The sequence below is a fragment of the Halobacillus salinarum genome, assembly GCF_022919095.1.
In the GTDB taxonomy this organism is placed as follows: domain Bacteria; phylum Bacillota; class Bacilli; order Bacillales; family Halobacillaceae; genus Halobacillus_B; species Halobacillus_B salinarum.
This window is the reverse complement of record NZ_CP095073.1, coordinates 3,937,521-3,963,462: the sequence shown is the minus strand read 5'-3', so window position 1 is coordinate 3,963,462 and position 25,942 is coordinate 3,937,521. Positions and strand designations below refer to the sequence as shown.

Sequence of the window (25,942 nt, the reverse complement as noted above, 5' to 3'; positions counted from 1 at the left end):
GCAGCATGAGAATTGGCTCTATTATTAATGGCAGGGAATTTAAAGAAGAAACCCGGGAAAGGATGGAAGTGCGGAATCCTTTTACTCAGGAACTCGTAGCTGAATTAGCTTTGGCGACAGAAAAGGATGTAAATAAAGCGGTGGAACAAAGCTATCAAACCTTCCACAAGAAAATGAAAAAAATGCCGGCTTACGAACGTTCCGATATCCTAAGAAATGCAGCAGATCTGTTACTGGAGCGGAAGGAATCCTTTGCTGAGATGATTGCAAAAGAAGCAGGGAAACCACTCAAATACAGCCGCGGAGAAGTCGAGCGTGCGGTGCAGTTGTTAAAATTTGCTTCAGAGAACGCCAAAGATCTTACGAGTGAAGTGATTCCGATGGATGCTGCCATTGGTGGTGAAAACCGGCTTGGATTTACAAAGAGAGTACCGCTAGGGGTCGTTGCAGCGATTACGCCTTTTAATTTTCCGTTAAATTTATCGCTTCACAAAATAGCACCGGCGATAGCAGTAGGCAATACAGTCGTGTTTAAGCCTGCAGAGAAAACCCCTGTTTCAGCTTATATGCTCGTTAAACTTTTACATGAAGCGGGACTTCCACAAGGTGCACTTAATCTTGTTATCGGAACAGGGGAAGAACTGGGGGATCCTCTGATTACTCATGATCAAGTTCATAAAGTGACGTTTACCGGCAGCCTGCCTGTCGGAAAGCATATTCGTGAGAAGGCGGGATTTAAGAAAGTTACCTTGGAGCTAGGCTCTAATTCACCCAATATTTTGTTTGAGGACGTGGAGGTAGGAGATGTCGTAAACGACTTAGTCAAAGGAGCCTTTGCTTTTTCCGGGCAGGTTTGTATCTCTGCCCAAAGAATCTATGTCCAAAAGTCCATCTATGACTCTTTTCTAAACGAATACATCAGGAAGACGGAATCCCTGAAAATTGGAAATCCCCTCGACGAAGAGACGGACTTCGGCCCGATGATCAATAAGGAAGCAGCAGAAAGAGCCAAGCTTTGGATTGATGATGCCGTCTCAAATGGGGCGCAGGTTGAAACAGGAGGGAAGCTTGAGGGAACGCTTCTTGCTCCAACCATCATGACCCACGTGAAAAGTGATATGAAAGTTATCGCAGAAGAAGTCTTTGCTCCGATCGTTTCAGTCATACCATTCGACACGGAAGAAGAAGCCGTGAAGCTTTCCAATGATTCCATATACGGCCTGCAGGCAGGGGTCTTTACAAATGATCTTAACCGTGCGCTCCGGGTAGCGGATCAACTCGAAATGGGAGGCGTATGGATTAATGAAATTTCAACCTACCGGCAGGATAACCACCCGTATGGTGGAGTGAAACAGAGCGGAGTAGGAAGAGAAGGAGTCAAATATGCGATTGAAGAGATGACTGAAATCAAGTTTATTGGGGTTCATTTGCATAAAAGGAAGTGTAATTAATTCAGTTTGCTCTCAGAAGAGAAAGCTTGCTTTTTCGAAAGGAAATGAGTGTCCAGCTAACGGATTCTTACAAACTTGGGAAGGGCATTTTAATTCGTCTTTTCTTAATTGAATAGTTCAAGAAATTTTAACAAAACCTAAGTAAAAAGGTGGGTTTGTATGGAATATGTAAAGGTTATCGCTCTTAAATTTATCATATCATTCAGCATCCTTTATCTAATTTTAGGTATCGCTTTCGACACGGTATTAGGTAATGTCTTTTTAATCACGCTCGTCTTAAGCATCGTATCTTTTGCAATTGGTGACTTATTGATCCTGCCAAGAACCAATAATACCGTTGCTACTGTGGCAGATTTTTTCTTTGGTTTTGTAGTGATTTATTTGATGAGTGCGGCTTTATCAACAGGTCTTAATTTGTTTATTCCTGCGCTGTTTTCTGCGATCGTTATCGCAGTCTTTGAAATGATGTTCCATAAATATGCGGCCGATCAATTGGATTTTGATGATTCAATGGATCAGAGCCGTACGGGAGCTGTGAACCTGGGAACAGAGTCCTCAGAGGAGCTGTTTCCATACAAGGATAATGACGATTCATAACTTGTAATCCCGGCCGAGGCCGGGATTTATTTATGGACAGCAAGATAAGAAAATTCATTCTTTAGTTAGAGCAACCCCGATAAAGAATGGCGGCAGGTTCTGTCTTATACTATAGAGAAGCTTGAAGTTTTCTATGGAAAAGGGATGAGGAGGAGCCTTTATGATCAAATTTGGGATCGTCGGCTGCGGGAGGGTAGCAAAGGTTCACGCAGAAGCCATTCACGAATCGGAACATGCCGAATTGTTTGCGCTATGTGATATTAATCCTGCGAGGCTCTCACATTTTGCAGAAGCTTACGAAGTTACTCAAATCTTCGATCAGTTTGAAGCAATGGCTGGTGATCCAGACATTGACGTGATTAATATTTGCACACCGAATGGGCTTCATGCTGAAATGGCTGTGTTGGCAATGAAAAAGGGGAAACACGTCATCATTGAAAAACCGCTGGCAACGACGGTAAAGGATGCGTCGCAAATTATTCAAACCGCCAGGGAATGTCGTGTGAAAGCGACGGTAGTCCATCAGAATCGCTTCAATCAAGCCATACAAACCACACGTAAAGCTCTCGAGAAAGATCGTTTTGGTGCACTTTCTTATGGGGCTGCTAGTATTCGCTGGCATAGAAGCCAAGGTTATTATAACCAGGATGCGTGGCGCGGTACGAGGAAAATGGCTGATGGCGCATTGATGAATCAAGGCATTCATACTATAGACCTGCTTATTTGGATGATGGGACCGGTGAAAAGGATAAGCGGAAAAGTGCTTACGAAGCTGAGAAATATAGAAATGGAGGACATAGGGACGGCCATTTTTGAATTTGAAAGTGGAGCTGTTGCGATCCTCGACGGAACCGTAACGGTTTATCCTGACGACCTCGGGGCAAGCCTGCATTTGTTTGGCGAGAAAGGTACGGTCTGTATAGGTGGAAATGCCGTGAATCGTATAGAAAAATGGCGTTTTTCAGAGGATTTTACTTTGGAAGAGCAAACGATGCTGAATCAGCAGAAGGCAGACCCACCAAGTGTTTATGGAGATGGCCATAAGCATGTAGTGAAGGACTTTATCCAATCACTTCATGAGGACAGAAATCCATACATTCCTCTTGAAGCAGGATTGAATGCTGTGAGGGCAATCCTGGCCATTTATGAATCTTCTAAGGATGGAAAAACAATTTTATTAAACAACAGTGCAAGCACTACAATTTCTTAAGTCGAAATTGAAGGAATATTAACTAAGGATGTAGGAATTTCGGCTTGTGTTCCGAATTTGAGAAAAGTGTTCCTAAATTAACAAGACTTTTATCATGAAAGCGTTTAAAATTAAGAATATTAAAAAATATCGGACATTTAACAGAGGAAGGGGTTAGTATTCATGGATAATCTCCTTAGAATCGGTATCATCGGAGTTGGTACAATGGGTACCGCTCACGCTCAATACTTGCAGCAAAGAAAGATCAATGGAGCTGAGTTGACGGCAGTAGTTGATATAGATGAGGATCGTGCGAAGTGGCTGGAAGAAAACTTAGATGAAAGCGTGCAAGTGTTTACGGATGTTGAAGCTTTCCTTGAATCAGGTCTTGTAGATGCCGTTATTATTGCTACACCACATTATGATCACCCGAAGCTTGCTGTTCGTGCCTTTGAACAAGGGCTGCATGTATTATGTGAAAAACCGGCAGGAGTCTATACGAAGCAGGTGCGCCAAATGAATGAAGGGGCAGCAAAAAGTGGGAAAGTCTTTTCCATGATGTTTAACCAGCGCACCAACCCCCTCTATCAAAAACTGCGTGATTTAATTCAGACTGGAGAATTAGGAGAAATCAGACGCATCAATTGGCTGATTACTAATTGGTACCGTTCGCAAAGTTATTATGATTCGGGTGGCTGGCGAGCCACGTGGTCTGGAGAAGGTGGAGGCGTACTTATTAATCAGTGTCCTCATCAGCTCGATTTGTGGCAGTGGATGACAGGAATGATGCCTAAGAGGATGCGGGCTTTCTGCTTTTTTGGAAAACACCGGGATATTGAGGTTGAAGATGACGTGACCGCATATGCCGAATATGAGAACGGGGCAACAGGTGTGTTTATTACAACAACAGGAGAAGCACCGGGAACGAACCGGCTTGAAATTGCTGGTGACAGAGGGAAGGTCGTTGTCGAGAATGGAAAGCTGGATTTCTGGCGGTTAAGGGTTTCAGAACCGGAGTTTAACCGTGAATATAAGGGTGGTTTTGGAGCGCCAGAATGCTGGAAAGTGGACGTTCCGATTGAAGGAGAAGAAACAGCTCATGCAGGAATAACCCAAAATTTTGTAAACGCTGTCAGGAAAGGGACGCCGCTCTTAGCGCCAGGAGAAGAAGGAATAAACGGCCTTATGCTTTCCAATGCGATGCAGCTTTCTACATGGATTGATAACTGGGTCGAACTGCCGATTGATGAAGATCTCTATTATAAGCATTTACTAGAAAAAATTGAATCCTCAACTGTTAAGAAATCCGCAGGAAGTGTGGCACTCGACGTAGAAGGAACCTATTAAACTATTTTTACTCAAAGGGAAAGGATCGTTATGGTATGAGTCGACAGGACGGAATGAATTATGCTCCCAAAGGCCAGGTCAATAAAGTAGTAGGTGAAGGGGATTTTCCTTTTGCGGCTGTTGCCTTAGATCATGGTCATATTTACGGTATGTGTAACGGTCTGATCGAGGCTGGAGCTACATTGAAGTGGGTATATGACCCCGATCATGAGAAGGTGGCGAAGTTTAAAGAGGCTTTTCCAGATGTGAAAGTAGCAAGCTCCGAAGAAGAAGTGTTAAACGATGACGAAGTTATGTTGGTGGCTGCGGCCGCTGTCCCTTCGAAACGGTGTGAACTTGGTTTGCGGGTGATGGATCATAAAAAGGATTATTTTACTGATAAAACCCCGTTTACTACGCTGGAGCAGCTTGAACAAGCAAAGCAGAAGCACAAGGAAACAGGCCGGAAGTATATGGTGTACTACAGTGAAAGACTGCATGTCGAAGGAGCTGTTTTTGCAGGGCAGCTGATCGAGGAGGGAGCGATCGGCCGGGTCATCCAAATCACCGGTTTCGGCCCGCATAGGCTGAATGCTCCGTCCAGACCTGATTGGTTTTTTAATAAAGAACAGTATGGCGGTATTCTTTGTGATATTGGAAGCCATCAGATTGAGCAATTTCTTTATTACACAAACAATGAAGATGCGCGTGTACTTGCGAGCAAGGTGGCTAATTACAACAACAAGGATTATCCCGAGCTTGAAGATTATGGGGATGCTACCCTCGTTGGCGTCAATGGCGCCACCCAGTATTTCAGAGTCGACTGGTTTACGCCTGATGGTCTTGGAACATGGGGCGATGGCCGTACATTCATTGTGGGAACAGACGGATATATTGAGATCCGCAAATACATTGATGTGGCTAAAGAAGAGACAGGAAATCATGTCTACGTCGTGAACCAGGATGGTGAGAAGCACTTTGATGTTAATGGGGAAGTCGGCTTTCCTTTCTTTGGACAGCTCATTCTTGACTGCCTGCACCGGACAGAGCATGCCATGACTCAGAAACACGCATTTAAAGCTGCAGAGCTTTGCTTAATTGCTCAGGAAGCTGCAATTAAAGTCGAATAAAAATTTATTAAAGGTGGGAAAGGCGATGAAATTTTCCGTTTTTACCGTAATGGCCCCGGATACTACGCCGGAAGAACTTGTCCGAATCTTGAACGAAACGGGCTACGATGGAGTAGAGTGGCGGTTTAAGGAGACACCGGAAGCCATGAAACAAGAAGAACCAAGCTTTTGGCGAAATAATCTGTGTACACTTGCTCCAGACGCTACAGAAGAAGAACTGACTGCTTTGAAAAAGCTCACGAATCAGCATGGGATTGAAGTTACAAGCGTAACCCCTTATTTAACAGCAGGAGACCTTGTTTCCACAGAGCATGTGCTGCAAGTAGCGCAGAAGCTTGGGGCTTCTGCAATCCGTCTAGGTGTTCCGAAATATGACCGTTCACAAAATTACAATGATTTGTATAAAACAGCTGTTGACTATCTACATGAAGTGGAACCGATGTGTCAGCAGTATGGAATTAAAGGACTGGTCGAAACTCATCATTTGACCATTGCCCCAAGTGCAGGGCTTGCTCATAGACTAGTAAATGGCTTTAATCCTGATCATATCGGTGTGTTGTATGACCCGGGAAATATGGTTCATGAAGGCTATGAAAATTATCGGATGGGCATGGAACTGCTTGGGGATTATCTCGGTCATGTTCACGTGAAGAATGCGAGCTGGCATGAGGCAGATAAGCATCCTGATGGCACAGTAGATTGGGAAGCCCGTTGGACGTTACTTGAAAAAGGTATCGTTGATTGGAAGCAGGTCTTAGCCGACTTACGATCCGTTGGCTACGATGGCACTATTGGAATTGAGGATTTCAGTGGTGAACTGTCGACACGCGATTCGCTTGCGCACCATATGAGTTCGTTAAAGCAGCTGTTAGCTGAAGTATATAGTGTTCAATCATAATGAGTAAAGGAAAGGACAGATGAAGATGAAATTCGGATGCTGCACAGAGGTTGCCAATGCTCCTGTTGTCCGTGAAGCTGGATTTGATTTTCTTGAATGTACGGTAGTGTCATTAATGCCTGAGAAAGAGGAAGAGTTTGAATCAATTCTTCGCGCTTACGAAGAAAGTGTTCTTCCGGTGGAGGTATGCAATATTTTTCTGCCGGGCTCCTTAAAGATTGTTGGTGAATCTGTAGATGAGAGTGCTATCCAAAGGTATTTGGAGAAAGCAATGCCGCGGGTAAAACAAATTGGAGCAGATACCATCGTTTTTGGGAGCGGTGCAGCACGGTCCCTGCCAGAGAATTTTTCCTATGAAAAAGGCGAGGAACAGATTATCCGTTTTTTAAACACAGCTGCTGATTACGCAGAATCCCTTGGTCTTACGATCGTCATCGAACCACTGAATGAAAAAGAAAGCAATATAATGAATACCATCCCGGAAGCAGTGGGTATGGCTGAAAAGATCAATCGAAATTCCATCCAAGTGCTTGCTGATTTTTACCATATGGAAGAGGAGCGTGAGGCTTTAGAGCATCTCGTAACCTATAAGAATTATATTAAACATGTTCATGTTGCTGATACTAATCGCCGCGCCCCTGGGACGGGGAAATACCCTTATAACAAGTTCATCAGCTGTCTTGACTGGTCCAATTATGAAGGCAGAATTTCAGTCGAATGCAAGTGGGGGGAGTTTGAACAGGAAGTAAAAGCAGCCGGAGAGTTTCTGCATGATTGCTTTAACAAGACAAAAATCTGAACGAAGTTCAGAGGAGGGTAACCGATGAATGAAAAGATGAGGGCGTTTTACCGGGTTACGGATGATGTAGGATCCCAGCATAATTTCCGGTACCACTCCCATGACCGTTTTGAGATTTACTTTTTTCATACCGGTCATTGTAAATACTTGATTGGCAATAAAGTTCATCATTTGCAGGAAAACGATCTGATCATCATGAACGGGCTGACTCTGCATTGTCCGAAACCACAGCCGGGCACAACCTATGTCCGCAGTGTGATTGAATTCTCAGCAGAGTGGGTTAAACCGGTTTTAAACCATTTGAATGTGCCGGAATTGTTAACCCCATTTAAAACGTTAAGTTATCCGTTGTTTCGCGGCGTAGCTGAAAAAGACGTGAATGAAATTAAAACGCTGATTAAAAATATTACTCTGCTCGATATTAACAGTCTGGATCGTAAGAAAAACAGTCTAGACGCACGGTTGAAGGAAGGAGAAGCCTCAGCGCTGCTTGTTCAGCTGCTCTTTAAGATCTATGAATTAAGTAAACTCAGGCTTGTCGAAACACCTTCCCATTCCTCGGAAAAAAGTGATCATGTCAACCGAATCCGTACGTGGATTGATGATCATTTCCAAAAGGCCTTAACTCTCGATAAAATCGCAGCCAGCCTTAACATCAGTAAATATTACATGGCGCGTACTTTTAAAGACAGTACTGGCTATACTATCATGCGCTACATAATGAACTGTCGTCTTAATCATGCGAAGTATCTACTTGAAATTTATCCAGCAAAATCTATTCTTGACGTTGCAGTGGAATCCGGATTTGATAATTCCTCCCATTTCAGCCGGTATTTCCGGAAACACGTAAACATTACTCCTACTGAATACCGCAATCAGAAAGCAGGAAGGTACCACTCGCACAGTGTTCCGTGATGCTGGAAATAGTAATTTGTTTTGAAAGCGTTGTCATCAGGGGGAGAAGATTTAGGAAAGGAGACTACTATGGCCAAAGATAGTTTGGATATCAATGTTGGTCCAGGGGCGAAGAGTCATGCGAACCGGGACGTGCAATCGATTAAACAGAAGAAGCGCAAGTCTCAGCTGACGTGGTACATTTTTTTAATTCCCAGTTTTCTAGGTATTTTGCTTTTTATGGCTTATCCAATCTTTGAATCGCTTCGCTTAAGCTTTTATCAATCAAACGGCACGATCGAGAATTTTACCGGACTTGACAACTTTAAGACGGTACTTACCTCAGGGCCTTTCTGGAATTCAGTTTGGAACACGTTTTTTATCGGAATCTTTCAGATCATCATTACCATCCCTTTAGGATTTATCTTTGCCTCACTTATTAATTCAACGCCAAAAGGACAGAACTTCTTTAAAGTAATTTACTTCCTGCCGAACGTCACATCGATTGTCGCTGCTGCCATGATCTTCGCCTTTGTATTGCACCCGGAAATGGGGATTGTCAACTATCTGCTTGATGCAGCGGGTCTTCCAACACCGAGCTGGCTGTCCGAGCCTTCGACAGCTAAATGGGGCGTGATCCTGCTTGCCGTCTGGCACTGGATAGGCTTTGTTATCATTATCTGCCTCGCGAATCTTCAAGCGATCTCACCAGAAATGTATGAAGCAGCCAAAATTGACGGAGCGAGCGGCCTCCAGCAATGGCTTTTCATCACCATCCCGAATATGGCCGGCACCTTTGCTTTTCTATTAATTACCGGCTGGATCGGTGCGATGCAGCGGTTTAACGAAGTATATGTTCTCGGCGGACCGAACGGAAGCCCGGCGAGGTCGATCCAAACCATGGGGGCCTTCATCTATGAGCGTGGTTTTACCGGCTTTGAGTTCGGCATTGCTTCCGCAGCTACGTACATTATGTTCGTCATCATTCTCATCTTTACGTTTCTGAATTTAAAAATATCCAATATGAAATTGTGAGGAAAGGAGACGGCTTATGAAAACCACCATGTCCCACAAGAAAATGGAACGGATCTCCACCTGGTTCAAATTTATTATTCTGCTCGTATTTGGTGCTTTGCTGATTGCTCCGTTTGTCTGGATGATTAGTGTCGGGTTCGATAAGACGGCAAACGTTACCATGCCGTTTCCGCCAAAGCTGATTCCAGAACAAATCTCAGGCTTTAACTATGGGATTGTTTTTGAAAATGGACGGCTGATCCAATCGTATATGAATTCAGCGATTGTGACGGTCAGTTCAGTTTTGATTAGTGTGTCAGCCTCGTTAATGGCCGGCTACGCCTTTTCCAAAGGAACGTTTAAAGGAAAGAAATTTCTATTTATTCTAGTGCTCTGTACGTTAATGATTCCGATGGAACCACGCTTAATTCCTCTGTACAAATTGTTTAATAGTGTAGATCTGTTAAACACGTTTTGGCCGTTAATTCTGCCACCGATAATCAACGGCATGCTGATCTTTTTATGCAAACAGTTTTTTGACCAGCTCCCCGACACGCTTAGGGAAGCCGCACAGATTGACGGGGCCGGAGAGTTTAAAATTTTCTTTAAGGTGTACTTTCCATTATCCGGACCGATTGCCGCTACGATGGTGATTTTAGCCTTCATTTGGAGCTGGAATGATTTTATGTGGCCGCTCGTTGTCCTGAATGATCAAGAGCTCCACACCGTTCCGCTTTATTTAGCCAGCTTTTCCTTAGAAAACGGCACAAGCCTCGGCGGCTTAACGATGGCGTTGGCCACGGTAAGTATCCTGCCAATCGTCGTTGTGTACTTATTTTTACAGCGCTACATTATTCAAAGCATTGCTTTGAGTGGGGTGAAAGGAGAATAACCAGCGTTTGGAAGCAGAACTTCGAAAGTTTGGGTTACTAAAAATTTTAGGGGGTAAAAACATGGGTAGAGTCCGAAGTTCCAAAAGTTTTTTCTTAATGCTTGCTTTCTTGATGGTCGTTGTTGCGGGTCTTGCCGGCTGTAGTGAAAATTCTTCTGGAGAATCAGGAGGCGATGGCAAATGGGCCGGTCAAACCATTAAAGTACAAATGATCGGTGACTTTGCGATGGAAGACTCCACGGATCCAATTACAGGAGAAAAGACAAAAGGCGTCCATGTGTTAAAAGAAGAATTTGAAAAGCAGCATCCGGGGGCAAAGGTTGAATTCATTCTTATGCCTTGGGAAGGATACACCGAAAAAACCCAGGCGATGCTGACCTCCGGGGAAGCCGATGTTTACCAGATGCCCGGGGTAGCAGATTTTGCTCCGCAAGGTGTGTTAGAACCGCTTGCTCCGTATATTGAAAAAGATGAGGATTTCAATTTGGATATCTTTATTGAGAACCAGGTAGAAGGATGGAAAGCGCTTGGGCCAGACAGCGATGAATTAAAGATTTATGGACTTCCTTTCTTGGGCGATGCCAGGTTCATTGCTTATGATAAGAAATTGTTTGACCAGTGGGGTGTCGACTATTTATCAGACCATCCTACGATGGACGAAGTAGCCGAAAAGGCGAAGAAGATGACTGGTAAAAACCCGGAAACAGGTGAACAGAATTACGGGATCTGGTTTAGAGGCGACTGGTCATCTGCATTTACACTGATTGATACAGCTGAAGGACAGAACGGACGCTGGGGAACAGGCTTTGCTTGGGATGAAATTAAATTCGAATTTAATTCCAAAGAAATGGTTAATGGTTTGAACTGGCTGCTGGATATGCAGGACTACGCCCCGAAAGGATTAGTCAGCAATCAGGGCAGTGAGAACTGGATGACAAAGGATAATAATATTGCGATTATGCTTAATCAGGGTCCTGGAGATACAGTAAAGCCAGCCTATGCTCAAGGACTGGAGGACCGTATCGGAATTGCTCAGGAGTTTAAAAACGATGAAGGACGGGGTGGTTTATTTGCCGGTAGTCCAGTGGCTATCGCAAAGGATAGTAAGCATAAAGATCTTGCTTGGGAATGGCTGAAATTCGCAACAAGTGATTTTGCACAGAAATATGTGTTTGAAGAAATGGGTCTTGTCCCATCTGTGAATTCCGCTTTGGAATGGGATAGTGTGAAGGAGCAGGATTTAATGCTTCCTGTCTTTGATGCAATGAAAACTCCTTGGACACCAAGATATCCATGGGGATCTGCCCAGCCTCGCTTTATCTTAACTTCAGAAATTGAATCGGCATTGACGGGTAAGCGGGATGCTCAGGCAGCTTTGGATAAGGCACAGAAGGAAAGCACCGAATGGCTGGAAAATCGATAAAAAAGGACGGATAAGAAGGGGATATGATCCTCCTTCTTCTTCCTTTTTATACGAATATAGGAGGATGAATGATGGATGCAGGCTTTTCAGGTGGGATATACAAAATTTGTGTTTGGATCATGCGTTTTGCCTGGCTTAACCTATTATGGATTGTCTTTACGCTTTTAGGATTAGTCCTCTTTGGTTTCTTTCCGGCGACCGCCTCCATGTTTGCTGTCGAAAGAAAATGGATCAGGGGCCAGGAGGATCTTCCGATTTTTCAAACGTTCTGGAAAGAGTATAAAGCTAGCTTTATAAAAGCGAATCTCCTGGGTCTGGTGCTGACTGCTTTTGGGATTCTATTAATTATGAATTACCGGATAGCAGGAGCGATGAACACTTTCACTGGTCAGGTTCTATCCTATCTTCTGCTGTTTATCAGCTTTATTTATGGAATGATCCTGCTCTATATTTTCCCCGTTTATTCCCATTACAAAGTAAAGGTTCTCGACTGCATCAAATTCGCATTTCTTGTGGGTTTTTCATCTCCATTAATGACGGTTATGATCGTACTAAGTGCAGTTTTGTATTATTTGATCAGCATGGCAGTGCCAGGGGTTATCCCCGTATTGACCGGCAGCTGCTTAAGCTTTACGGCTATGTGGTTTGCTCATTGCGCGTTTAAGAGAATTGAGTTGAAATCTGGTTACACGGAAGCGGGGAAGAAAAATGAATGAGGAGCGGACAGAATGGCTTTCTATGATGCTGAAAATAGCGGATCCTGTTCTTCATGCATTAAAAGAACAGAAATTAAAGAAAGTCATGCCTGTTGAAATGATCGAAGGAACAAATCGTGAAGATTTTACTTATTTAGAAGCATTGGCCAGGCTGCTCGTTGGAATGGCTCCATGGCTCGAAGCTTCGGTTGAAAGGAACGAAGAAGAGCTTAGATTGTCTTACTGCCATTTAGCAAGAGAGGCCATCGATGCAGCAACGGATTCTGATTCAGAAGACTTTATGAATTTTACTGAAGGAGGACAGACGCTTGTAGACACCGCGTTTCTCGCTCAAGCCCTTTTAAGAGCCCCTGACGAGTTATGGCAGAAGCTTGAGAGTCGGGTCAAGGATAACGTGATCCATGCGCTTAAAGAGACGAGGGCGAAAAAACCAGTCTTCTCCAATTGGCTGTTGTTCTCTGCCATCATTGAGGCCGCCTTGTTTAAAGTGGGAGAAGCAGATTGGGACCGGATGAGAATCGATTATGCCTTAAAACAATTTGATCATTGGTACTTAGGCGATGGCATTTACAGTGATGGTCCTGCATTCCACTATGATGCCTATAATAGTTTTGTTATCCATCCAATGCTGTTAGATCTTATCGAAACGATAGGAAGTGAATACCCGGACTGGGAAGAGGAAAAAAGAAAGATACAAGGAAGGTCGAAGCGATACGCCGCTATTCAGGAAAGACTCATTTCGCCAGATGGTACTTTTCCTCCTGTCGGCCGCTCAATTGCTTATCGCTGTGGTGCCTTTCAAAGCCTTGCCCGGCATGCTTGGAAGGACGACCTGCCTGAGGAGCTTGCACCGGCCCAAGTACGCAGCGCATTAACGGCTGTTATTCGAAAGTCATTGGGTGCACCCGGAACATTTACTCATGATAACTGGCTTACTATTGGATTTTCCGGGCATCAGCCGGGGATCGGCGAACGATACATATCTACAGGAAGTGTCTATTTGTGTACGGCAGTATTTCTTCCGCTAGGACTTCCTTATTATCACGAGTTCTGGACAGGTGACAATATGGATTGGACGGCGAAGAAAGCATGGGGCGGACAGGCATTCCAGATAGATAAGGCGTGGAAAGAAGAGCAAGTGTACGATTGATAGATAATGATACACAGAAGCAGCTAGCAATAGGGTGTAAAACATCCACGTGGAAACCAGGGCCGCTGTGAAACGATCAAGTGTCGGCGGAACTTCCTTTTTGGTTAAATAAGATAGCTCAATGTCTTCTGGACTCTCATTAAATTCCAGAAGGCATTTTTTCGTGATGAATTTTAGTGAACCGCTAAAGAAAACGCTTATTTATACGATATAGCTTGAAGAGAGATTTTTTTAACGTAAGGAGAGTTTTTGATGTTCAAGTTTCTTAACAAATTAAACAAGAATCACACAATGGAGTATGCCTACCAATGTCCGATTACGGCGAATCGCTATACTTTTACGAAGATGAATCGTGAAGATGTCATCCGTGTAGATCGAAACGGAAAGGATATCGACGAGCTTGTAAGCCCGGAAGTTGGAAATGATGAAAAGAAATTTAAGAGAGTTTGCAGAAAATATGTCAGCGAATCGGTGAAACCACAGTATCAGGGTTTAAAAATGGGCTGACCCGCCCCTTGACTAATAAAAGTTCCCATTGACCTAGTGTCAGTTGGGAACTTTTTTAATTCAAAGCCGCCCTTTTTTAATGAAACCTGGTATTGTGCTGGCTTCCTTACTTTCCTTTCTGCACCCGGACGATAAGTAATTCTTCTTCTAGTGATTCATTACCTAACTATTTGGATAAGTGATGTTAGCTAAAAGAGACGAGGACAAATTACTTTTAGTTTCCTTAAGAAATAAAAAAGGAATGAGATACATAGGACAAGAACATAGAAAAGGAGTTTTATAATGAGAAAATTCTTTTTAGGGATGCAGGACGAATTATTTATTATAGAGGAGACTGATCAAGGATATAATCAATACTCAAGACTAGAAGGCACCGAGCCGATTAGAATCGCAGTAGATCCCGGGAACAAAAACAGGGTCTACTGCGCTACTTACGGTCATGGCTTGTGGAAGAGTGAAGACGGCGGCAATAGTTTTCATGCCATCGGCCAGGTGAATTCTTACCATGAACCGATGAAAGGGCAAGGAATTAAATCAGCGCATTTATCTGCTGTGGCTGTCCACCCTTATAAAAAGAAGAATGGAAATCATATTGTATATGCGGGTACGGAGCCGAGTGCCCTCTATTTTTCAGAAGATCACGGAGAAAGCTGGACAGAATTCAAGGGAGTACAGAATCTGCCTTCAAAGGCAAATTGGCAATTTCCACCGCGTCCATTTACCAGTCACATCCGTTGGATTACTCCTGGCTTTGTGGATGAAAACCATTTAACTGCTTCCGTTGAATTCGGGGCGGTCATCCGTACTGCCAATCATGGAGAAACTTGGGAAGACCGTTCATTCCTTAGTCCGCTTGACGCCCATACGATTCTGGCGCACCCTGAACGTCCTGGACAACTGTATGCGGCTTGCGGCGATGGCTTTATGGCAGCCGGTCATTCTTATTCAGAAAGTGAAGACGAAGGGAAGACGTGGACGTATAAGAGTGAAGGATTGGAGAACCATCCTTATTTGTACAATATGGTACTCCATTCAAATGACCCGGAAGATCGCTTAGTATCAGCAGCTGAAAGTCCGCTTAAAGCTCATCAGTCCTCCTTATATTCAACGATATACCGTAAAAAAGGGGAGCAGGTTTGGAAGGAAGCTGCGGAAGGACTTCCAAAAGAAGGGGCTTACATTCACACGCTTGCAGCCGATCCTGTGGAAAACGGCATATTTTATGCGATGAATAACCTTGGATTGTTTCGCCTGAGCGCAGAGGATGACAGGTGGGAACGTCTAAGTGTGCAGTGGAAAGATAAATTTACATCCCAGCATCCGACAAGTTTAGTAGTCACTGAATAGTGCATTGTATAAAGGTGGCAGGAGAAAAAGTAATCATTCATAGTTAAGCTCAAACATACACTGGTAAAATATATGGCAAAATGCATTTGACACATTGATTGAGAACAATTATCATTATCATGAACTGACATTCCAAAAATGTAGGTGAAAATACATGGAAAATACAAAAACAGAGCTTGCTAGAATTATTCGTGAACGGAGATCCATTAAAAAAGGCTACTTGGATAAAGAAGTTCCAGAAGAGTTGATTATTGAACTGCTCGATGATGCACGCTGGGCACCGACACATGGCCTTCGTGAGCCGTGGCGGTTTATCTTTGTACCGACAGCTGAAACCGGGGATTTTGTGGAAGACTTAGTCCAAACCTTTCCTCGTGACATGCAGGAAAACCGCAGAAACTACTTCAGTCAGCCCGCTGCTTTCCTTATTGCTGTTATGCAGGAGGACCCACGCCAGAAACAGTGGGAAGAAAATTTCGGAGCGATCAGCTGCATGATTCAAAACTTCCAGCTTCTTGCCTGGGAGCGGAAGCTTGGAGTGGTTTGGAAAACCAATCCTCAAATTCACGAACCTCGCGTTCGTGAGCTTTTAGGTGTAGAACCAGGCGAAAAAATAGTCGGCTTTCTGCATCTCGGTTACTTTGACACAAAACCAAAAGCTAAAGATCGTACGGCTGTGGAAAACAAGCTCAGTATTTATAAAAAGAAATAGCCTTCTAAACATCCCTTCTTTTCATGAAAAGAAGGGATGTTTTTTTGGTTTTATCCCCGTTTCCATCCTTCTCTGTTCTTCTAAAGATATACGAATTCACTGCTTTTTAAATTATACTAATAAAATGTATATTATTGTAAAATAAACTCAAATAACGGGGGAAAATAACTATTTTTTTAAAAATATTATGTTTGAATGATAAAATGAGCGGATATTTGTAACTCGATGGAAATATAAAAGGAGGAAGTGAAATGGAGTGGCTAAAAAAATGGGACAGAGGCCAGACCCTCGTTGAAAAGTGGATTATCAGCTGGTCTATCATCGGCATGACAGTAGTGCTGTTAGCGAATGTCATCGCCAGGTCTTTTCTTGGCAATAGTCTGACCTATGCGGAAGAAGTGGGACAATTCTTTTTAATCCTTGTCACTTTTGTTGGGTTAAGCTACTGTGCCAGGAATGGAAGGCATCTGAAAATGACGGCATTCGTAGAGATGCTTCCATTTCGATTCAGAAAATACTTAGTTATTTTCACCACATTTTCAACGTCGGGTCTGCTATTTTTTCTTACGTATTATGGCGTTCGCTACACGTGGTTCCTCTATGATGTCGAACGTGTAACACCGGCTTTACGCTTTCCGCTTTATCTCATCATGTTATTTGTTCCGCTTGGGTTATTTTTTGGTGCGGTTCAATATGCGTATGAAGGGTACTTAAATATTCGTTACGCAAATCGTATGATAGACGGTACGCTTGCAATTTTTCCCGAGGAAAAGGAGGGGAACTAATGCTTTGGCTGCTACTTGGTATCATGTTTCTTTTTTTATTCCTCGGTTATCCGATGATGGTTCCGCTCTTTTTAGGTCCGCTTATCGTCGGACTAGTCTTTTTCCCTGAGCTGGATCTCATGGTAATGATTCAGCAGTTCACTTTAGGAATCAAAACATTTGTCCTTTTGGCAGTCCCTATGTTTATCTATGCCGCTGACATTATGGCTTCCGGCCGGACGTCAAGACGGTTATTAGATTTTGTAGGAAGCTTCCTCGGTCATTTACGAGGAGGGTATGCGATCACTACAGCGGCCGCATGTACGTTATTTGGTTCCATTTCCGGCTCGACTCAGGCCACCGTTGTCGCAGTTGGAAAACCAATGAGAGAGCGCCTTCTTGAAGTCGGCTATAAAGATAAACAGGCGATTCCCCTGATTATCAATGCCAGTGACCTCGCGCTTATTGTTCCACCGAGTATTGCGATGATTGTTTACGGAGTTGTATCTGGAACGTCCGTAGGTGAAATGTTTATTGCGGGTGTCATCCCTGGTTTAATTATCTTTTTCATGTTTGCGATTTACAGCTACACACTTGCTCGAGTCCAAAAGCTCGGCATACAACAGAAAGCGACTTGGAAGGAACGGGTAACGGCAACAAAAAATGCTTTGCTTCCACTTGGGTTTCCCGTGTTAATTATCGGAGGGATTTACGCTGGTGTATTCAGTCCGACAGAAGCCGCCGCAGTATCCGTATTGTATGCAATTGTTCTGGAAGTTTTTATTTATAAAGATGTGAAAATTAAACAGCTCTTTCAAATTGCTGAATCTACGGCTATTGTAACGGCTGCAGTTTTTATCCTTGTTGCTTCCGGTACGGCACTCAGCTGGATGCTTGCGTATGCGAAACTCCCGCAGGAAATTACTCAAGCCGTACTCGGCAGTGATCCGTCACAAACGTATGTCCTGTTTATTGTTGCCGTGTTTTTCTTTTTGGGCTGCATGTTTGTCGATCCACTTGTCGTCATTATTATTTTAACGCCGATTTTTTATCCAGTAGCAATGAATGCGGGCATTGACCCTGTTGCTCTGGGAGTTATTATTACGCTGCAGGCAGCTATTGGTTCAGCTACTCCTCCCTTTGGAGTGGATATTTTCACGGCCATTGCTGTTTTTCAACGGCCTTATAAAGAAATCATAAAAGGGATCTGGCCTTATATGATTCTCTTATTGCTAGCTTCAGCATTGTTTATCTTGTTTCCAGAAATTCTTACGTCTTATCAAATTTTTTACACCGAATAGGGAGGGAAGCGTTCATGAGGATATTGCTAGTCTTCCTTTCAACAGCCATGCTTCTAGCAGGCTGTGGCAGCGGCGGGTCGGAAACAACAAGAGGGGAGGATTCCCCGAAGTATGTATTTCGATTTGTCCATGAGGAATCCCCCTCATCCGTCCAAAACTCTTACGTGGAAGAATTTAAGAAAAAACTGGAGGAAAAATCAAATGGAGAAATTGCAGTCGATATTTATCCCGTAGGGCAGTTAGGAAATGCGGTTACTCAATTTGAACTCGTGCAAATGGGGGCCGTTGATTTCGCGATTGTTTCTCCAGGAAATATTGGAACCTTTGTACCGGAGTCACAGGTATTGTTATTAAACTTCCTTTTTTCCGATAACATGGATGTGAATAGAAAAGTATTAAATGAAAGTCCGGCATTGTATGATTTATTATCAAAAAAGTTTGAAGAAAAAGGAGTAAAGCCAATGTCTTATTGGACAGAAGGTTTTAACGACTGGACGTCTAATAAGCAGATGCAGCAACCTCAAGACTTCGAAGGAGTAAAATTCCGAACGATGCCGTCACCCTTAATTGTTTCATCTTATCAAGCTTATGGGGCGAATCCAACACCTGTTCCTTATGAGCAGGTATACAGTGGTCTTCAATTAGGCATGATTGATGGGGAGACGAATCCACTTTTTGCAATCGAACAGATGAAATTTTATGAAGTCCAAAGTCATCTCACCCTTTCCCGTCATTCGTTGTATACGACAAGCACTGTTGTCAACAAGGAGCGTTATGAACGTCTTCCGTCTAATGTGCAGAACATGATTGATGAAACGATAGAGGAAATGAAGGGTGAATCTTTTGAGATTCAAAAGGATTATAACCAAAAAGCACTAAAAGCAATTAAAAAGAACAGTTCCATTAAAATTAATGAATTGTCAGAAAGGCAGAGAAAAACATTTAAAGAGAAGGCTCAGTCTGTTCAAAAGGAATATGTAGAGAGAGTCGGTAAGGATGGGAAAGCAATTCTTGAGCAGCTGAAAAAAGATATTCAACAAGCTGAAAAAGAGACTGAATCCCAAAAGTGAACTTTAAGAAAAGGGGCTGGGTATAAAGAGTCTTAGCCCATATAAAATCCGAATGAAGGTGTACTTTTTACGATAACTTCACCATCGTTCGGATTTTTAGGTTAGTTGAACTTCCACTTCTTGTAAGGTAGTGGGAGCAAGGCCTCACCGACAGAAGATTTCCATTTCCGCAAGGCAGTTAAATGTGGCACAGGACATGCCGGTTTTAATCAAACTTCCTTTCCATGAACTCTTCCATAAAGCAGAAATCGCTTGTTTACGAGGACTTCTGATGTGCCGTTTCTGCTGAATTCTTCGCATTTCAATCGGGTGAAAACGAAGCAAAGGAAGCGATTATTTAGTCAGACTAGGAATTTCTCTCCCCTTCATTGTTCGTCTTTAGAGGAAAGGTTTTTAATTATGTCCCCGTCCCTTATCTTATGCATATTTTTCTGGATATGGGGTATGGGAAACTCAATACTTTCAAGGAGGAACAAAATGGATAAAAAGGTAGCCATTGTTACAGGAGGCGGTTCTGGAATCGGTAAAGCATCTGCGCTCCGTCTAGCAGAAGAAGGCTTTCGGGTAGGCATTATGGATGTAAAAGAACACCGCGCAATGGATGTTCAAGACAAGATTGTAAGTCTTGGTGGAGAAGCCATGGCCATAGATCTTGATGTGTCTGATGAACAAAGAGTGATTGCAGGGCTGGAAGAAGTGAATAAGCACTGGGGCAGGCTGGATGTAGTGTTTGAAAATGCCGGGATTAACGGTACATTTGCTCCTATTGAAGAGCTTGGGGCAGAAGAATGGGAAAAAACCATACAGATTAATTTAAAAGGTACTTTTCTTATGGTCAAACACAGTATTCCCTACTTAAAACAACGTGGAGGAAGCATTGTTATTACGAGCTCTGTAAATGGAACACGCACCTTTTCTAATATAGGGATGTCTGCTTATAGCACCTCTAAAGCAGGACAAGCCGCTTTTATGAAAATGGCAGCGCTTGAACTTGCTGCTTATAAAATTCGTGTGAATGCCATCTGTCCAGGAGCGATCCGTACAAATATTGATCAAAATACAGAGAAGAAAGGCCATCTGGAAGAAGTGGAAATTCCGGTTGAATATCCAGATGGAAAACAGCCGCTGGAAAATGGACCAGGATCACCTGAACAAGTGGCCGATCTAGTCTGTTATTTAGTTTCTGAAAAAGCAAGTCATGTCACCGGTACAGAGGTTTTTGTCGATGGGGCAGAGTCGCTGTTGTAAGTTGAAGATTGTTGGCACTACTGGGATGAAGCCATGACGAAAAGGCATTATTTTTCCCATTTTTTTGCTTAAATGAGTTGGAAAACACATGTGTGATGTTATACTTGAAGCAGTCACATTATTGCAGAATATTATTAACACTTCGGTAAAAGTAATTCTGTAAATTAGCAATGTGATGACGAGGGTAATTGAGTGAAATATCGAGTAGTGGGCAGTTTGGAAAAAGACTCCCAGTTAATTTTCTGCCAGCGGAACGAGGAATGTTTCTTTAACACTCAAGCCAAGGCCCAACTTTTTTTGGATGATATAAAATCGAAAGATGTACTGCCAAGAACTTATCATTTGGAGATAGAAAAGGTTTGTTCTTAAAATAGGGATCACACTTAATTAAAATAGAATAGGATTAGAAATCTAAAAAGCCATCCTCCTATCAAAGAGGATGGCTTTTTATTAATACCACTCAACGTAAGCTGGATTGTCATTTTCTTTGCTGTGCACCTTTACGCTCCTGTCTGTTCCATTAGTATCTGAAAGTTGAAGAGTTATTATTTTATCGTCCATTTCTTTATTCACATAATCTGTAATATCAATGGTGTACCAGCCTTTACTAGTAATGTCCATCGTTCCGATAGGACTTGCTTCTTCAGTTACAGCGGGCCTGGTATTCCAGGTGACCGTCTCCTCACTCCATTGGTCGCCTGTTAGACCGGTTAGGGTGACAGGAACCTTTGAAACAGTGCTGTCTGTAACACTTCTGTCGACGTAAAAGTGAAGGGAGGCATGGGTGACATTCGATTGAGTCATAGAGTTGAGGTTAAATTTTAATAGAGAAACACGGTCGTATTGGCTGCTGATGGAATCAAGCACGTCCTTTATTTCCAGCAGTGTGGAGCTTCCGTAATTTTCATCACCATTCGCACCGCTCCGGACGTAAGAGTCTTCTGCGATCGGAGTTGTTTGCTTACTCCATTCTGTAGTTAATTCTTTGTTCTCGTCATAGGCGGAAGCCCAATAATAACCTGGTTTGTTAACGTTGTTTACTTTGAAGCCAAGCTTGCCTTTTTTGTTCCCTAAAGATTCTGAACTAAAGGCTGCCTCTCCAGAAGGCTCGGTATTAATATTTACATATTTTCCGCTCAGCATTGTGAAACGTCCGCCTACATCAGCTTTCAAACCTTCGTTCGTTTCTTTATCCACGACTTTTAACTGGACGTTTCCTTTCGAGCCATCAAACTCCAAGGACGCACTATGGATAATCATTGGTTTTAGTTCGGTGCTTTTCGTTGTTGCTCGGGCTAAAAATGAAACTGGCCCAGTATTGCCGTTGACGTCCACAGCAGCTACTTTATAAAAATAAGTCGTATCAGGCAATAACCCGGTGTCGTTAAAATCAAGACCTCTGGAAGAACCGGCATAGTTTTCTTCGTTAGGGAAAAACCAAGGTGTAGTACTGCGGTAAATCCGATATTCTTCCACTTCCTGATTATCATAGGCTCTTCCGTAGGTTAGGGTAACGCTTTGGTAATCGAAAGGTACAGCGCTTAAGCGACCGGTTATCCTGGTCGGTGGCTTGGAGTCGGCAGGCGGCTTCCAATAGACCGCATCAGAACTCCATTCGGAGGGAAGATAACGAATCGTGTCATAATGGTGCAGAGCAATACCTCCGTAAGCAGCATCATTTCCGAAAGCGTTTTCAACTTTGTCAAGCTCCTGTTCCATATAGCTTCGCCCTTCTTCTCGGAAGCTGATCACTTCCGGATCTCCGCCGTCAGCTATATCCTTCGTTTCTACACCTAGTACAACAGAGTTAGGTTTACCGATTTCTTTTGCATAGTCAATTTCTCCCTGCGCCTGGGCAATAATTCCAGCAGATCCCTCAGCTTGGTCGCGGTAATCCATAATGGAAATATAATCAACAATGTCCTGAACATGCTGGGAGAGCCATTTTGTTGTTTCCTGACCACTTTTTCCCCAAGTTATGTTTTCCGCGTAAGATGAAGAATCATACCATCTAGGGATGGCAGCTCCTACATAGATTCCAGAACCTGCCGCTTTTTTGCGGTCCATAAAAGTCTGAAGCAGGTCTAAATATTGGCGCTGCAAGGAAGGTTTCTTGGTTTTAAACTCAGGTGCAATATAAGGTTCAATATCAATATTTACGCCATCAAATCTCTCATTCTCTTTAGATGAGATGTTGTAATTCAAGATATTTTCGAATTCTTTGATAGCAAGCTGGTGGTATTGTTCATAGGCGCCAAAGAAAGGGGGGTTGTGCCTCCCGCAATAAGCGCTTGTATTTTATAACCTTTTTCATGCGCCCAGCTGACTAGGTCTCGTACTTTTTCTCTTTCATCTTCGAGCATATCAACGCCGAAGTAGCGGTCTACTCCTAAATATAAGGTGGTGACGGGATCCTGACCGAAAGTTTTGGTGTCCTTGGCCATTGCGTCAAGCACCGTGCGGGATCCTTTATTATAGAGGAGATTATACGATGCATTTTCCCAAATCCACATCGCCCGATCCTGCTTTACAAATTCTGTAGTTTCATCTGATCCTTTACCAATATCCACGTAGGTTGTCATGCTGTAGCCTGTGTTACCGTAAACGTCTGTGGCTCGTGCTTCCAAACTAATCGTTTGGTCTTTCCATAATCCTTTCATAAAATTACTGCGCCATTCAAAACGACGATTTCGATATTTTTCCCGAACTGGTAACCAGCGGGAGCCATTGATACGTATTTCTACTTTTCTAATAGAATTTTCACTCTCTACATCAATGTCCAACCTGCTGTTTCTCGTTAACTGCTCGCCGTCTTTTGGATTTTTTATAATAACTTCAGGTCTGGAAGAGCGGGGATTGTTAATGGTTATGTTGATTCGATTCGACCAAATTGTATATCGGGTAGCGGTATTAGTGCCGGTAGCAAGAATTTCCACATTGCCATCATATTTTGAAGTGTCAAGATCGTAATACCAGGTTCCTGATTGATCATTCGCAGCTTCTGATTGCACTTGTACAGTATCAGAGGCATTGATGATTAATTGTATATTTGTAACTTCATGATAAGAGCCGGAGATGCGGACGATTTTTCCTTCGAGTTCAGCTCCGTCCTTAGGAGAATCAATACTTAAGGAAGGCTCCGCGAAGACGGAATTATTCAGAAAGCCTGAGGCAGCAAAAAGAGTAAGCAGCACGACCAAGATAAATAAACTTTTTTTTCGCCACATAGTTCCTCACATCCTGTTTTCTCTTTTTTTAGTTGTTTATTCCTATCCCCCTTTCATCGTTTTTATATAATGGCAAGTAAAAATATACTATAATTTGTCATTATTTAACACGTCCTTATATGGACCTTTAATATTTTGTTGAAAATATCAAGTGTTCATTATAATGTTTCGTATAAAACTATGAAAAAAAGAGGTATAATAGAACTATGAAATGAAAGTATAGCTTCTTTTTCGTAGACTCTCCTATCAGTCAGCAAGCTTACAAATTTTTGTAGCATGACATTACAGAAGAGGTGAGTGATATGAGAAAAAATGGACCTTTCGTTCTTCTAGTGACAGCCGCAGTTATCTTCAGTTTTCCGTTTGCCACTTTCGCAGCTAGTTCTCAGTTGATTACAAAAGGAAGCACGTCAAACAAAGTTGCTGCTTTGACCTTTGATGATGGAGCAGACGGTGCGAATATCCATCTCATCTTAGATGTTCTAGACCGGTACCAAGTTCCGGCAACTTTCTTTCTCACTGGCCAAGGTACTGAAAACCACCCTCATTCTGTAAGAGATATTGCCGACGCAGGTCATGAAATAGGCAACCACTCTTATTCCCACGCTGATTTTTCCACCCTGAATAATACGGAAATCAAACAAGAATTAAATGGAGCGGAAGCGGCTGTTAACCATATTACAGGCCATACGACGAAGCCGTTGTTTCGCGCCCCTTATGGTTCCGTGAATGCTTCTGTATTGAATGAAGTTGGTAGTGCAGGATATGCTTTTACCATTCAATGGACCATTGATACGCTTGATTGGAAAGGTCTATCCTCTGAACAGATTTCAAACCGGATTTTTTCAGGGATTCAACCCGGTGCGATTGTTCTCATGCACACTGGCGCAGGTGCACAAGGAACTCCGGCTGCTTTGCCTGGTATCATCCATGACCTTGAGGGCCGGGGGTACCAATTCGTCACCGTCGGACAGCTTCTAACTATGAGGGAAGACGTAATGATTTATACGGTAAAATCCGGTGATACTTTATACGGCATTGCTGGAATGTATGGATTGACAGTCAGGCAGCTGGCAGAAGAGAATCATATTTTAAATCCAAGCGTCATTCAAGTCGGACAAATGCTAACGATCCCGTTCTCTTCTCAGAAATTTTCACGCTATACAGTTCAACGTGGGGATACTCTTTATCGGATTGCTGTAAAGTATGGGGTTTCGGTAAAAGAGATTGCCGAGCTGAACCAGCTTGCTGATGTCAGTTATATTTCCGTGGGACAAGTGTTATGGATTCCTTCTTCATCATTTCTATATACCGTGAAACCGGGAGATACGCTTTACAGTCTCGCAAAAAGGTTTGGGACGAGTGTGGAATTTCTTGCTGCCTCCAATCACATTGCGAACCCTGCACTTATCATTAGGGGATCAGTTTTGAGAATTCCGAAGTGACAATCCTCGGAACTAACAAATTTTTAGTTGCTTTGCTTCGTGATCCTTGGGAAAAATAGATTCCGCTGCTTTAGCAGGTATGGGTCATGGATAATTGAAATTAATGAGAAGATCGACGGTTGTTTGAAAACCTTGGAGAAGAGAAGTAGAGGAAAATAGAGGAAGAGAGAATTTTTTATGGACTTTCACATAACGCTTATTACTAAAGAAGCCTAGCATCATTGCAGCTAAATAAAAGGACAAGGTCCCGTTCCTCGGGGGCCTTGTCCTTTTTATAGTTTTAAACCGCTGCGGCTTTTGAATCTTCGTAACAGGGTGTGGCTCTCAACCCGGGTAATTCCTTCTAAAGCATAAAGTTCGTTGTTAATGAACGATTCTAATTCTTTAAAGTCTTCCACTAATACATGCATATGAAGCGTGCTTGGACCGGTCATTTGGTAGCAGCTGGCTACATAGGGGTTGTTCGCCAAATTTTCGGCGACTTCCACTAGTGAACGGGGTTCGCAATCCACCTCAAAAAAGGCAGATACTTGTTTGCCTACTTTTTCGCTGTTAATCACAGCTGTGAATTTTTCTATAACTCCACAGTCGATTAACTGGTTGACTCTTGAACGCACGGCTACACGTGAGAGACCCAATTCTTTTCCGATATCTGCATAAGAAATACGGCCATCATCTATCAATAATTGAATAATTTTTTTATCTATCTCATCGATTTTTGATTTTGTTTGTTCCTGCATCGTTACCCTCCTTTAAAATCGATTTCCAGATTTTGTTTAAAAAGCAATGTTATTCGTCAAGATTTTAGCACTTTTAGAGAAGGGTTTCAAATTCAAAGCGAA

Annotated in this window: 24 protein-coding genes; 21 read left to right on the top strand and 3 right to left on the bottom strand. The window is 42.9% G+C overall.

The features are described 5' to 3' along the window. Positions 1–5: 5 nt before the first annotated feature. The 20 genes from MUN89_RS20390 (at position 6) to MUN89_RS20295 (ending at position 20,428) form a co-directional block, all read left to right on the top strand. The gene (locus MUN89_RS20390) at positions 6–1,451 is read left to right on the top strand and encodes an aldehyde dehydrogenase family protein (RefSeq protein WP_244709940.1); all 1,446 of its coding nucleotides are present in this window, start codon (positions 6–8) and stop codon (positions 1,449–1,451) included. A gap of 159 nt (positions 1,452–1,610) precedes the next feature. After that, complete coding sequence (locus tag MUN89_RS20385) at positions 1,611–2,048, top strand: DUF2512 family protein (protein WP_244709938.1); 438 nt, start codon at positions 1,611–1,613, stop codon at positions 2,046–2,048. A 160-nt stretch (positions 2,049–2,208) separates the two neighbouring features. Further along, positions 2,209–3,258 (top strand): Gfo/Idh/MocA family protein, encoded by a 1,050-nt coding sequence (locus MUN89_RS20380; protein WP_244709936.1) that lies wholly within the window; start codon positions 2,209–2,211, stop codon positions 3,256–3,258. Between the two features lie 162 nt (positions 3,259–3,420). After that, positions 3,421–4,584, top strand: a complete 1,164-nt coding sequence (locus MUN89_RS20375; protein WP_244709934.1) for a Gfo/Idh/MocA family protein — start codon at positions 3,421–3,423, stop codon at positions 4,582–4,584. 35 nt (positions 4,585–4,619) lie between these two features. After that, a complete protein-coding gene (locus tag MUN89_RS20370; RefSeq protein WP_244709932.1) occupies positions 4,620–5,693 on the top strand; it encodes a Gfo/Idh/MocA family protein in 1,074 nt (357 codons plus the stop codon). Positions 5,694–5,718: 25 nt separating this feature from the next. Then, positions 5,719–6,591 carry a sugar phosphate isomerase/epimerase family protein gene (locus MUN89_RS20365; RefSeq protein ID WP_244709931.1) on the top strand — a complete coding sequence of 291 codons (873 nt, stop codon included), beginning with the start codon at positions 5,719–5,721 and terminating at the stop codon, positions 6,589–6,591. A 19-nt stretch (positions 6,592–6,610) separates the two neighbouring features. Further along, entirely contained in the window at positions 6,611–7,390 is a 780-nt protein-coding gene (locus MUN89_RS20360) for a sugar phosphate isomerase/epimerase family protein (protein ID WP_244709929.1), read from the top strand. Positions 7,391–7,414: 24 nt separating this feature from the next. Further along, on the top strand, positions 7,415–8,305 hold the full coding sequence (locus MUN89_RS20355; protein ID WP_244709927.1) for an AraC family transcriptional regulator: 891 nt from the start codon (positions 7,415–7,417) through the stop codon (positions 8,303–8,305). A gap of 69 nt (positions 8,306–8,374) precedes the next feature. Further along, positions 8,375–9,319, top strand: a complete 945-nt coding sequence (locus MUN89_RS20350) for a carbohydrate ABC transporter permease (protein WP_244709925.1) — start codon at positions 8,375–8,377, stop codon at positions 9,317–9,319. Between the two features lie 16 nt (positions 9,320–9,335). Next, entirely contained in the window at positions 9,336–10,190 is an 855-nt protein-coding gene (locus MUN89_RS20345; protein WP_244709923.1) for a carbohydrate ABC transporter permease, read from the top strand. A gap of 61 nt (positions 10,191–10,251) precedes the next feature. After that, a complete protein-coding gene (locus MUN89_RS20340) occupies positions 10,252–11,613 on the top strand; it encodes an ABC transporter substrate-binding protein (protein WP_244709921.1) in 1,362 nt (453 codons plus the stop codon). Positions 11,614–11,681: 68 nt separating this feature from the next. Further along, positions 11,682–12,329, top strand: coding sequence for a YesL family protein (locus MUN89_RS20335; protein ID WP_244709919.1), 648 nt, complete (start codon positions 11,682–11,684; stop codon positions 12,327–12,329). Continuing rightward, on the top strand, positions 12,322–13,479 hold the full coding sequence (locus tag MUN89_RS20330; protein ID WP_244709918.1) for a DUF2264 domain-containing protein: 1,158 nt from the start codon (positions 12,322–12,324) through the stop codon (positions 13,477–13,479). The genes MUN89_RS20335 and MUN89_RS20330 overlap by 8 nt, the downstream gene beginning before the upstream one ends. A 252-nt stretch (positions 13,480–13,731) precedes the next feature. Next, entirely contained in the window at positions 13,732–13,986 is a 255-nt protein-coding gene (locus MUN89_RS20325; protein ID WP_244709917.1) for a hypothetical protein, read from the top strand. Positions 13,987–14,268: 282 nt separating this feature from the next. Next, complete coding sequence (locus MUN89_RS20320) at positions 14,269–15,333, top strand: beta propeller repeat protein (protein ID WP_244709915.1); 1,065 nt, start codon at positions 14,269–14,271, stop codon at positions 15,331–15,333. A gap of 154 nt (positions 15,334–15,487) precedes the next feature. Then, positions 15,488–16,045 (top strand): nitroreductase family protein, encoded by a 558-nt coding sequence (locus MUN89_RS20315; protein ID WP_244709913.1) that lies wholly within the window; start codon positions 15,488–15,490, stop codon positions 16,043–16,045. A gap of 251 nt (positions 16,046–16,296) precedes the next feature. After that, positions 16,297–16,830, top strand: a complete 534-nt coding sequence (locus MUN89_RS20310; RefSeq protein ID WP_244709912.1) for a TRAP transporter small permease — start codon at positions 16,297–16,299, stop codon at positions 16,828–16,830. Beyond that, a complete protein-coding gene (locus tag MUN89_RS20305; RefSeq protein ID WP_244709910.1) occupies positions 16,830–18,110 on the top strand; it encodes a TRAP transporter large permease in 1,281 nt (426 codons plus the stop codon). The genes MUN89_RS20310 and MUN89_RS20305 overlap by 1 nt, the downstream gene beginning before the upstream one ends. Before the next feature lie 14 nt (positions 18,111–18,124). Then, positions 18,125–19,180, top strand: coding sequence for a DctP family TRAP transporter solute-binding subunit (locus MUN89_RS20300; protein ID WP_244709909.1), 1,056 nt, complete (start codon positions 18,125–18,127; stop codon positions 19,178–19,180). A 477-nt stretch (positions 19,181–19,657) separates the two neighbouring features. After that, positions 19,658–20,428: an SDR family oxidoreductase gene (locus tag MUN89_RS20295; RefSeq protein ID WP_244709907.1), complete on the top strand. Its 771-nt coding sequence runs from the start codon at positions 19,658–19,660 to the stop codon at positions 20,426–20,428. A 450-nt stretch (positions 20,429–20,878) separates the two neighbouring features. Here the strand turns inward: MUN89_RS20295 and MUN89_RS20290 are convergent, their stop codons facing one another. Together MUN89_RS20290 and MUN89_RS20285 are read right to left on the bottom strand one after the other, a co-directional pair. Beyond that, positions 20,879–22,633 carry a CBM96 family carbohydrate-binding protein gene (locus MUN89_RS20290; RefSeq protein ID WP_244709905.1) on the bottom strand — a complete coding sequence of 585 codons (1,755 nt, stop codon included), beginning with the start codon at positions 22,631–22,633 and terminating at the stop codon, positions 20,879–20,881. Further along, the gene (locus tag MUN89_RS20285) at positions 22,630–23,655 is read right to left on the bottom strand and encodes a hypothetical protein (protein ID WP_244709903.1); all 1,026 of its coding nucleotides are present in this window, start codon (positions 23,653–23,655) and stop codon (positions 22,630–22,632) included. Before MUN89_RS20285 ends, MUN89_RS20290 begins: the two co-directional genes overlap by 4 nt. 302 nt (positions 23,656–23,957) lie before the next feature. Between MUN89_RS20285 and MUN89_RS20280 the strand changes: the two genes are divergently transcribed. Next, positions 23,958–25,100: a LysM peptidoglycan-binding domain-containing protein gene (locus MUN89_RS20280; protein WP_244709902.1), complete on the top strand. Its 1,143-nt coding sequence runs from the start codon at positions 23,958–23,960 to the stop codon at positions 25,098–25,100. 272 nt (positions 25,101–25,372) lie between these two features. On the opposite strand, the gene MUN89_RS20275 is transcribed toward MUN89_RS20280, so the two are convergent. Next, positions 25,373–25,840 carry an Lrp/AsnC family transcriptional regulator gene (locus MUN89_RS20275; protein WP_244709900.1) on the bottom strand — a complete coding sequence of 156 codons (468 nt, stop codon included), beginning with the start codon at positions 25,838–25,840 and terminating at the stop codon, positions 25,373–25,375. Positions 25,841–25,942: the final 102 nt, after the last annotated feature.

What these genes read in the sequence shown, in the direction of transcription:
- MUN89_RS20340 (WP_244709921.1), top strand. Translation starts at nt 10,252, where the DNA reads ATGGGTAGAGTCCGAAGTTCCAAAAGTTTTTTCTTAATGCTTGCTTTC.
- MUN89_RS20375 (WP_244709934.1), top strand. Translation starts at nt 3,421, where the DNA reads ATGGATAATCTCCTTAGAATCGGTATCATCGGAGTTGGTACAATGGGT.
- MUN89_RS20390 (WP_244709940.1), top strand. Translation starts at nt 6, where the DNA reads ATGAGAATTGGCTCTATTATTAATGGCAGGGAATTTAAAGAAGAAACC.
- MUN89_RS20370 (WP_244709932.1), top strand. Translation starts at nt 4,620, where the DNA reads ATGAGTCGACAGGACGGAATGAATTATGCTCCCAAAGGCCAGGTCAAT.
- MUN89_RS20355 (WP_244709927.1), top strand. Translation starts at nt 7,415, where the DNA reads ATGAATGAAAAGATGAGGGCGTTTTACCGGGTTACGGATGATGTAGGA.
- MUN89_RS20305 (WP_244709910.1), top strand. Translation starts at nt 16,830, where the DNA reads ATGCTTTGGCTGCTACTTGGTATCATGTTTCTTTTTTTATTCCTCGGT.
- MUN89_RS20385 (WP_244709938.1), top strand. Translation starts at nt 1,611, where the DNA reads ATGGAATATGTAAAGGTTATCGCTCTTAAATTTATCATATCATTCAGC.
- MUN89_RS20345 (WP_244709923.1), top strand. Translation starts at nt 9,336, where the DNA reads ATGAAAACCACCATGTCCCACAAGAAAATGGAACGGATCTCCACCTGG.
- MUN89_RS20280 (WP_244709902.1), top strand. Translation starts at nt 23,958, where the DNA reads ATGAGAAAAAATGGACCTTTCGTTCTTCTAGTGACAGCCGCAGTTATC.
- MUN89_RS20360 (WP_244709929.1), top strand. Translation starts at nt 6,611, where the DNA reads ATGAAGATGAAATTCGGATGCTGCACAGAGGTTGCCAATGCTCCTGTT.
- MUN89_RS20365 (WP_244709931.1), top strand. Translation starts at nt 5,719, where the DNA reads ATGAAATTTTCCGTTTTTACCGTAATGGCCCCGGATACTACGCCGGAA.
- MUN89_RS20285 (WP_244709903.1), bottom strand. Translation starts at nt 23,655, where the DNA reads ATGTGGCGAAAAAAAAGTTTATTTATCTTGGTCGTGCTGCTTACTCTT.
- MUN89_RS20380 (WP_244709936.1), top strand. Translation starts at nt 2,209, where the DNA reads ATGATCAAATTTGGGATCGTCGGCTGCGGGAGGGTAGCAAAGGTTCAC.
- MUN89_RS20300 (WP_244709909.1), top strand. Translation starts at nt 18,125, where the DNA reads ATGAGGATATTGCTAGTCTTCCTTTCAACAGCCATGCTTCTAGCAGGC.
- MUN89_RS20315 (WP_244709913.1), top strand. Translation starts at nt 15,488, where the DNA reads ATGGAAAATACAAAAACAGAGCTTGCTAGAATTATTCGTGAACGGAGA.
- MUN89_RS20325 (WP_244709917.1), top strand. Translation starts at nt 13,732, where the DNA reads ATGTTCAAGTTTCTTAACAAATTAAACAAGAATCACACAATGGAGTAT.
- MUN89_RS20350 (WP_244709925.1), top strand. Translation starts at nt 8,375, where the DNA reads ATGGCCAAAGATAGTTTGGATATCAATGTTGGTCCAGGGGCGAAGAGT.
- MUN89_RS20275 (WP_244709900.1), bottom strand. Translation starts at nt 25,840, where the DNA reads ATGCAGGAACAAACAAAATCAAAAATCGATGAGATAGATAAAAAAATT.
- MUN89_RS20310 (WP_244709912.1), top strand. Translation starts at nt 16,297, where the DNA reads ATGGAGTGGCTAAAAAAATGGGACAGAGGCCAGACCCTCGTTGAAAAG.
- MUN89_RS20320 (WP_244709915.1), top strand. Translation starts at nt 14,269, where the DNA reads ATGAGAAAATTCTTTTTAGGGATGCAGGACGAATTATTTATTATAGAG.
- MUN89_RS20295 (WP_244709907.1), top strand. Translation starts at nt 19,658, where the DNA reads ATGGATAAAAAGGTAGCCATTGTTACAGGAGGCGGTTCTGGAATCGGT.
- MUN89_RS20330 (WP_244709918.1), top strand. Translation starts at nt 12,322, where the DNA reads ATGAATGAGGAGCGGACAGAATGGCTTTCTATGATGCTGAAAATAGCG.
- MUN89_RS20335 (WP_244709919.1), top strand. Translation starts at nt 11,682, where the DNA reads ATGATGGATGCAGGCTTTTCAGGTGGGATATACAAAATTTGTGTTTGG.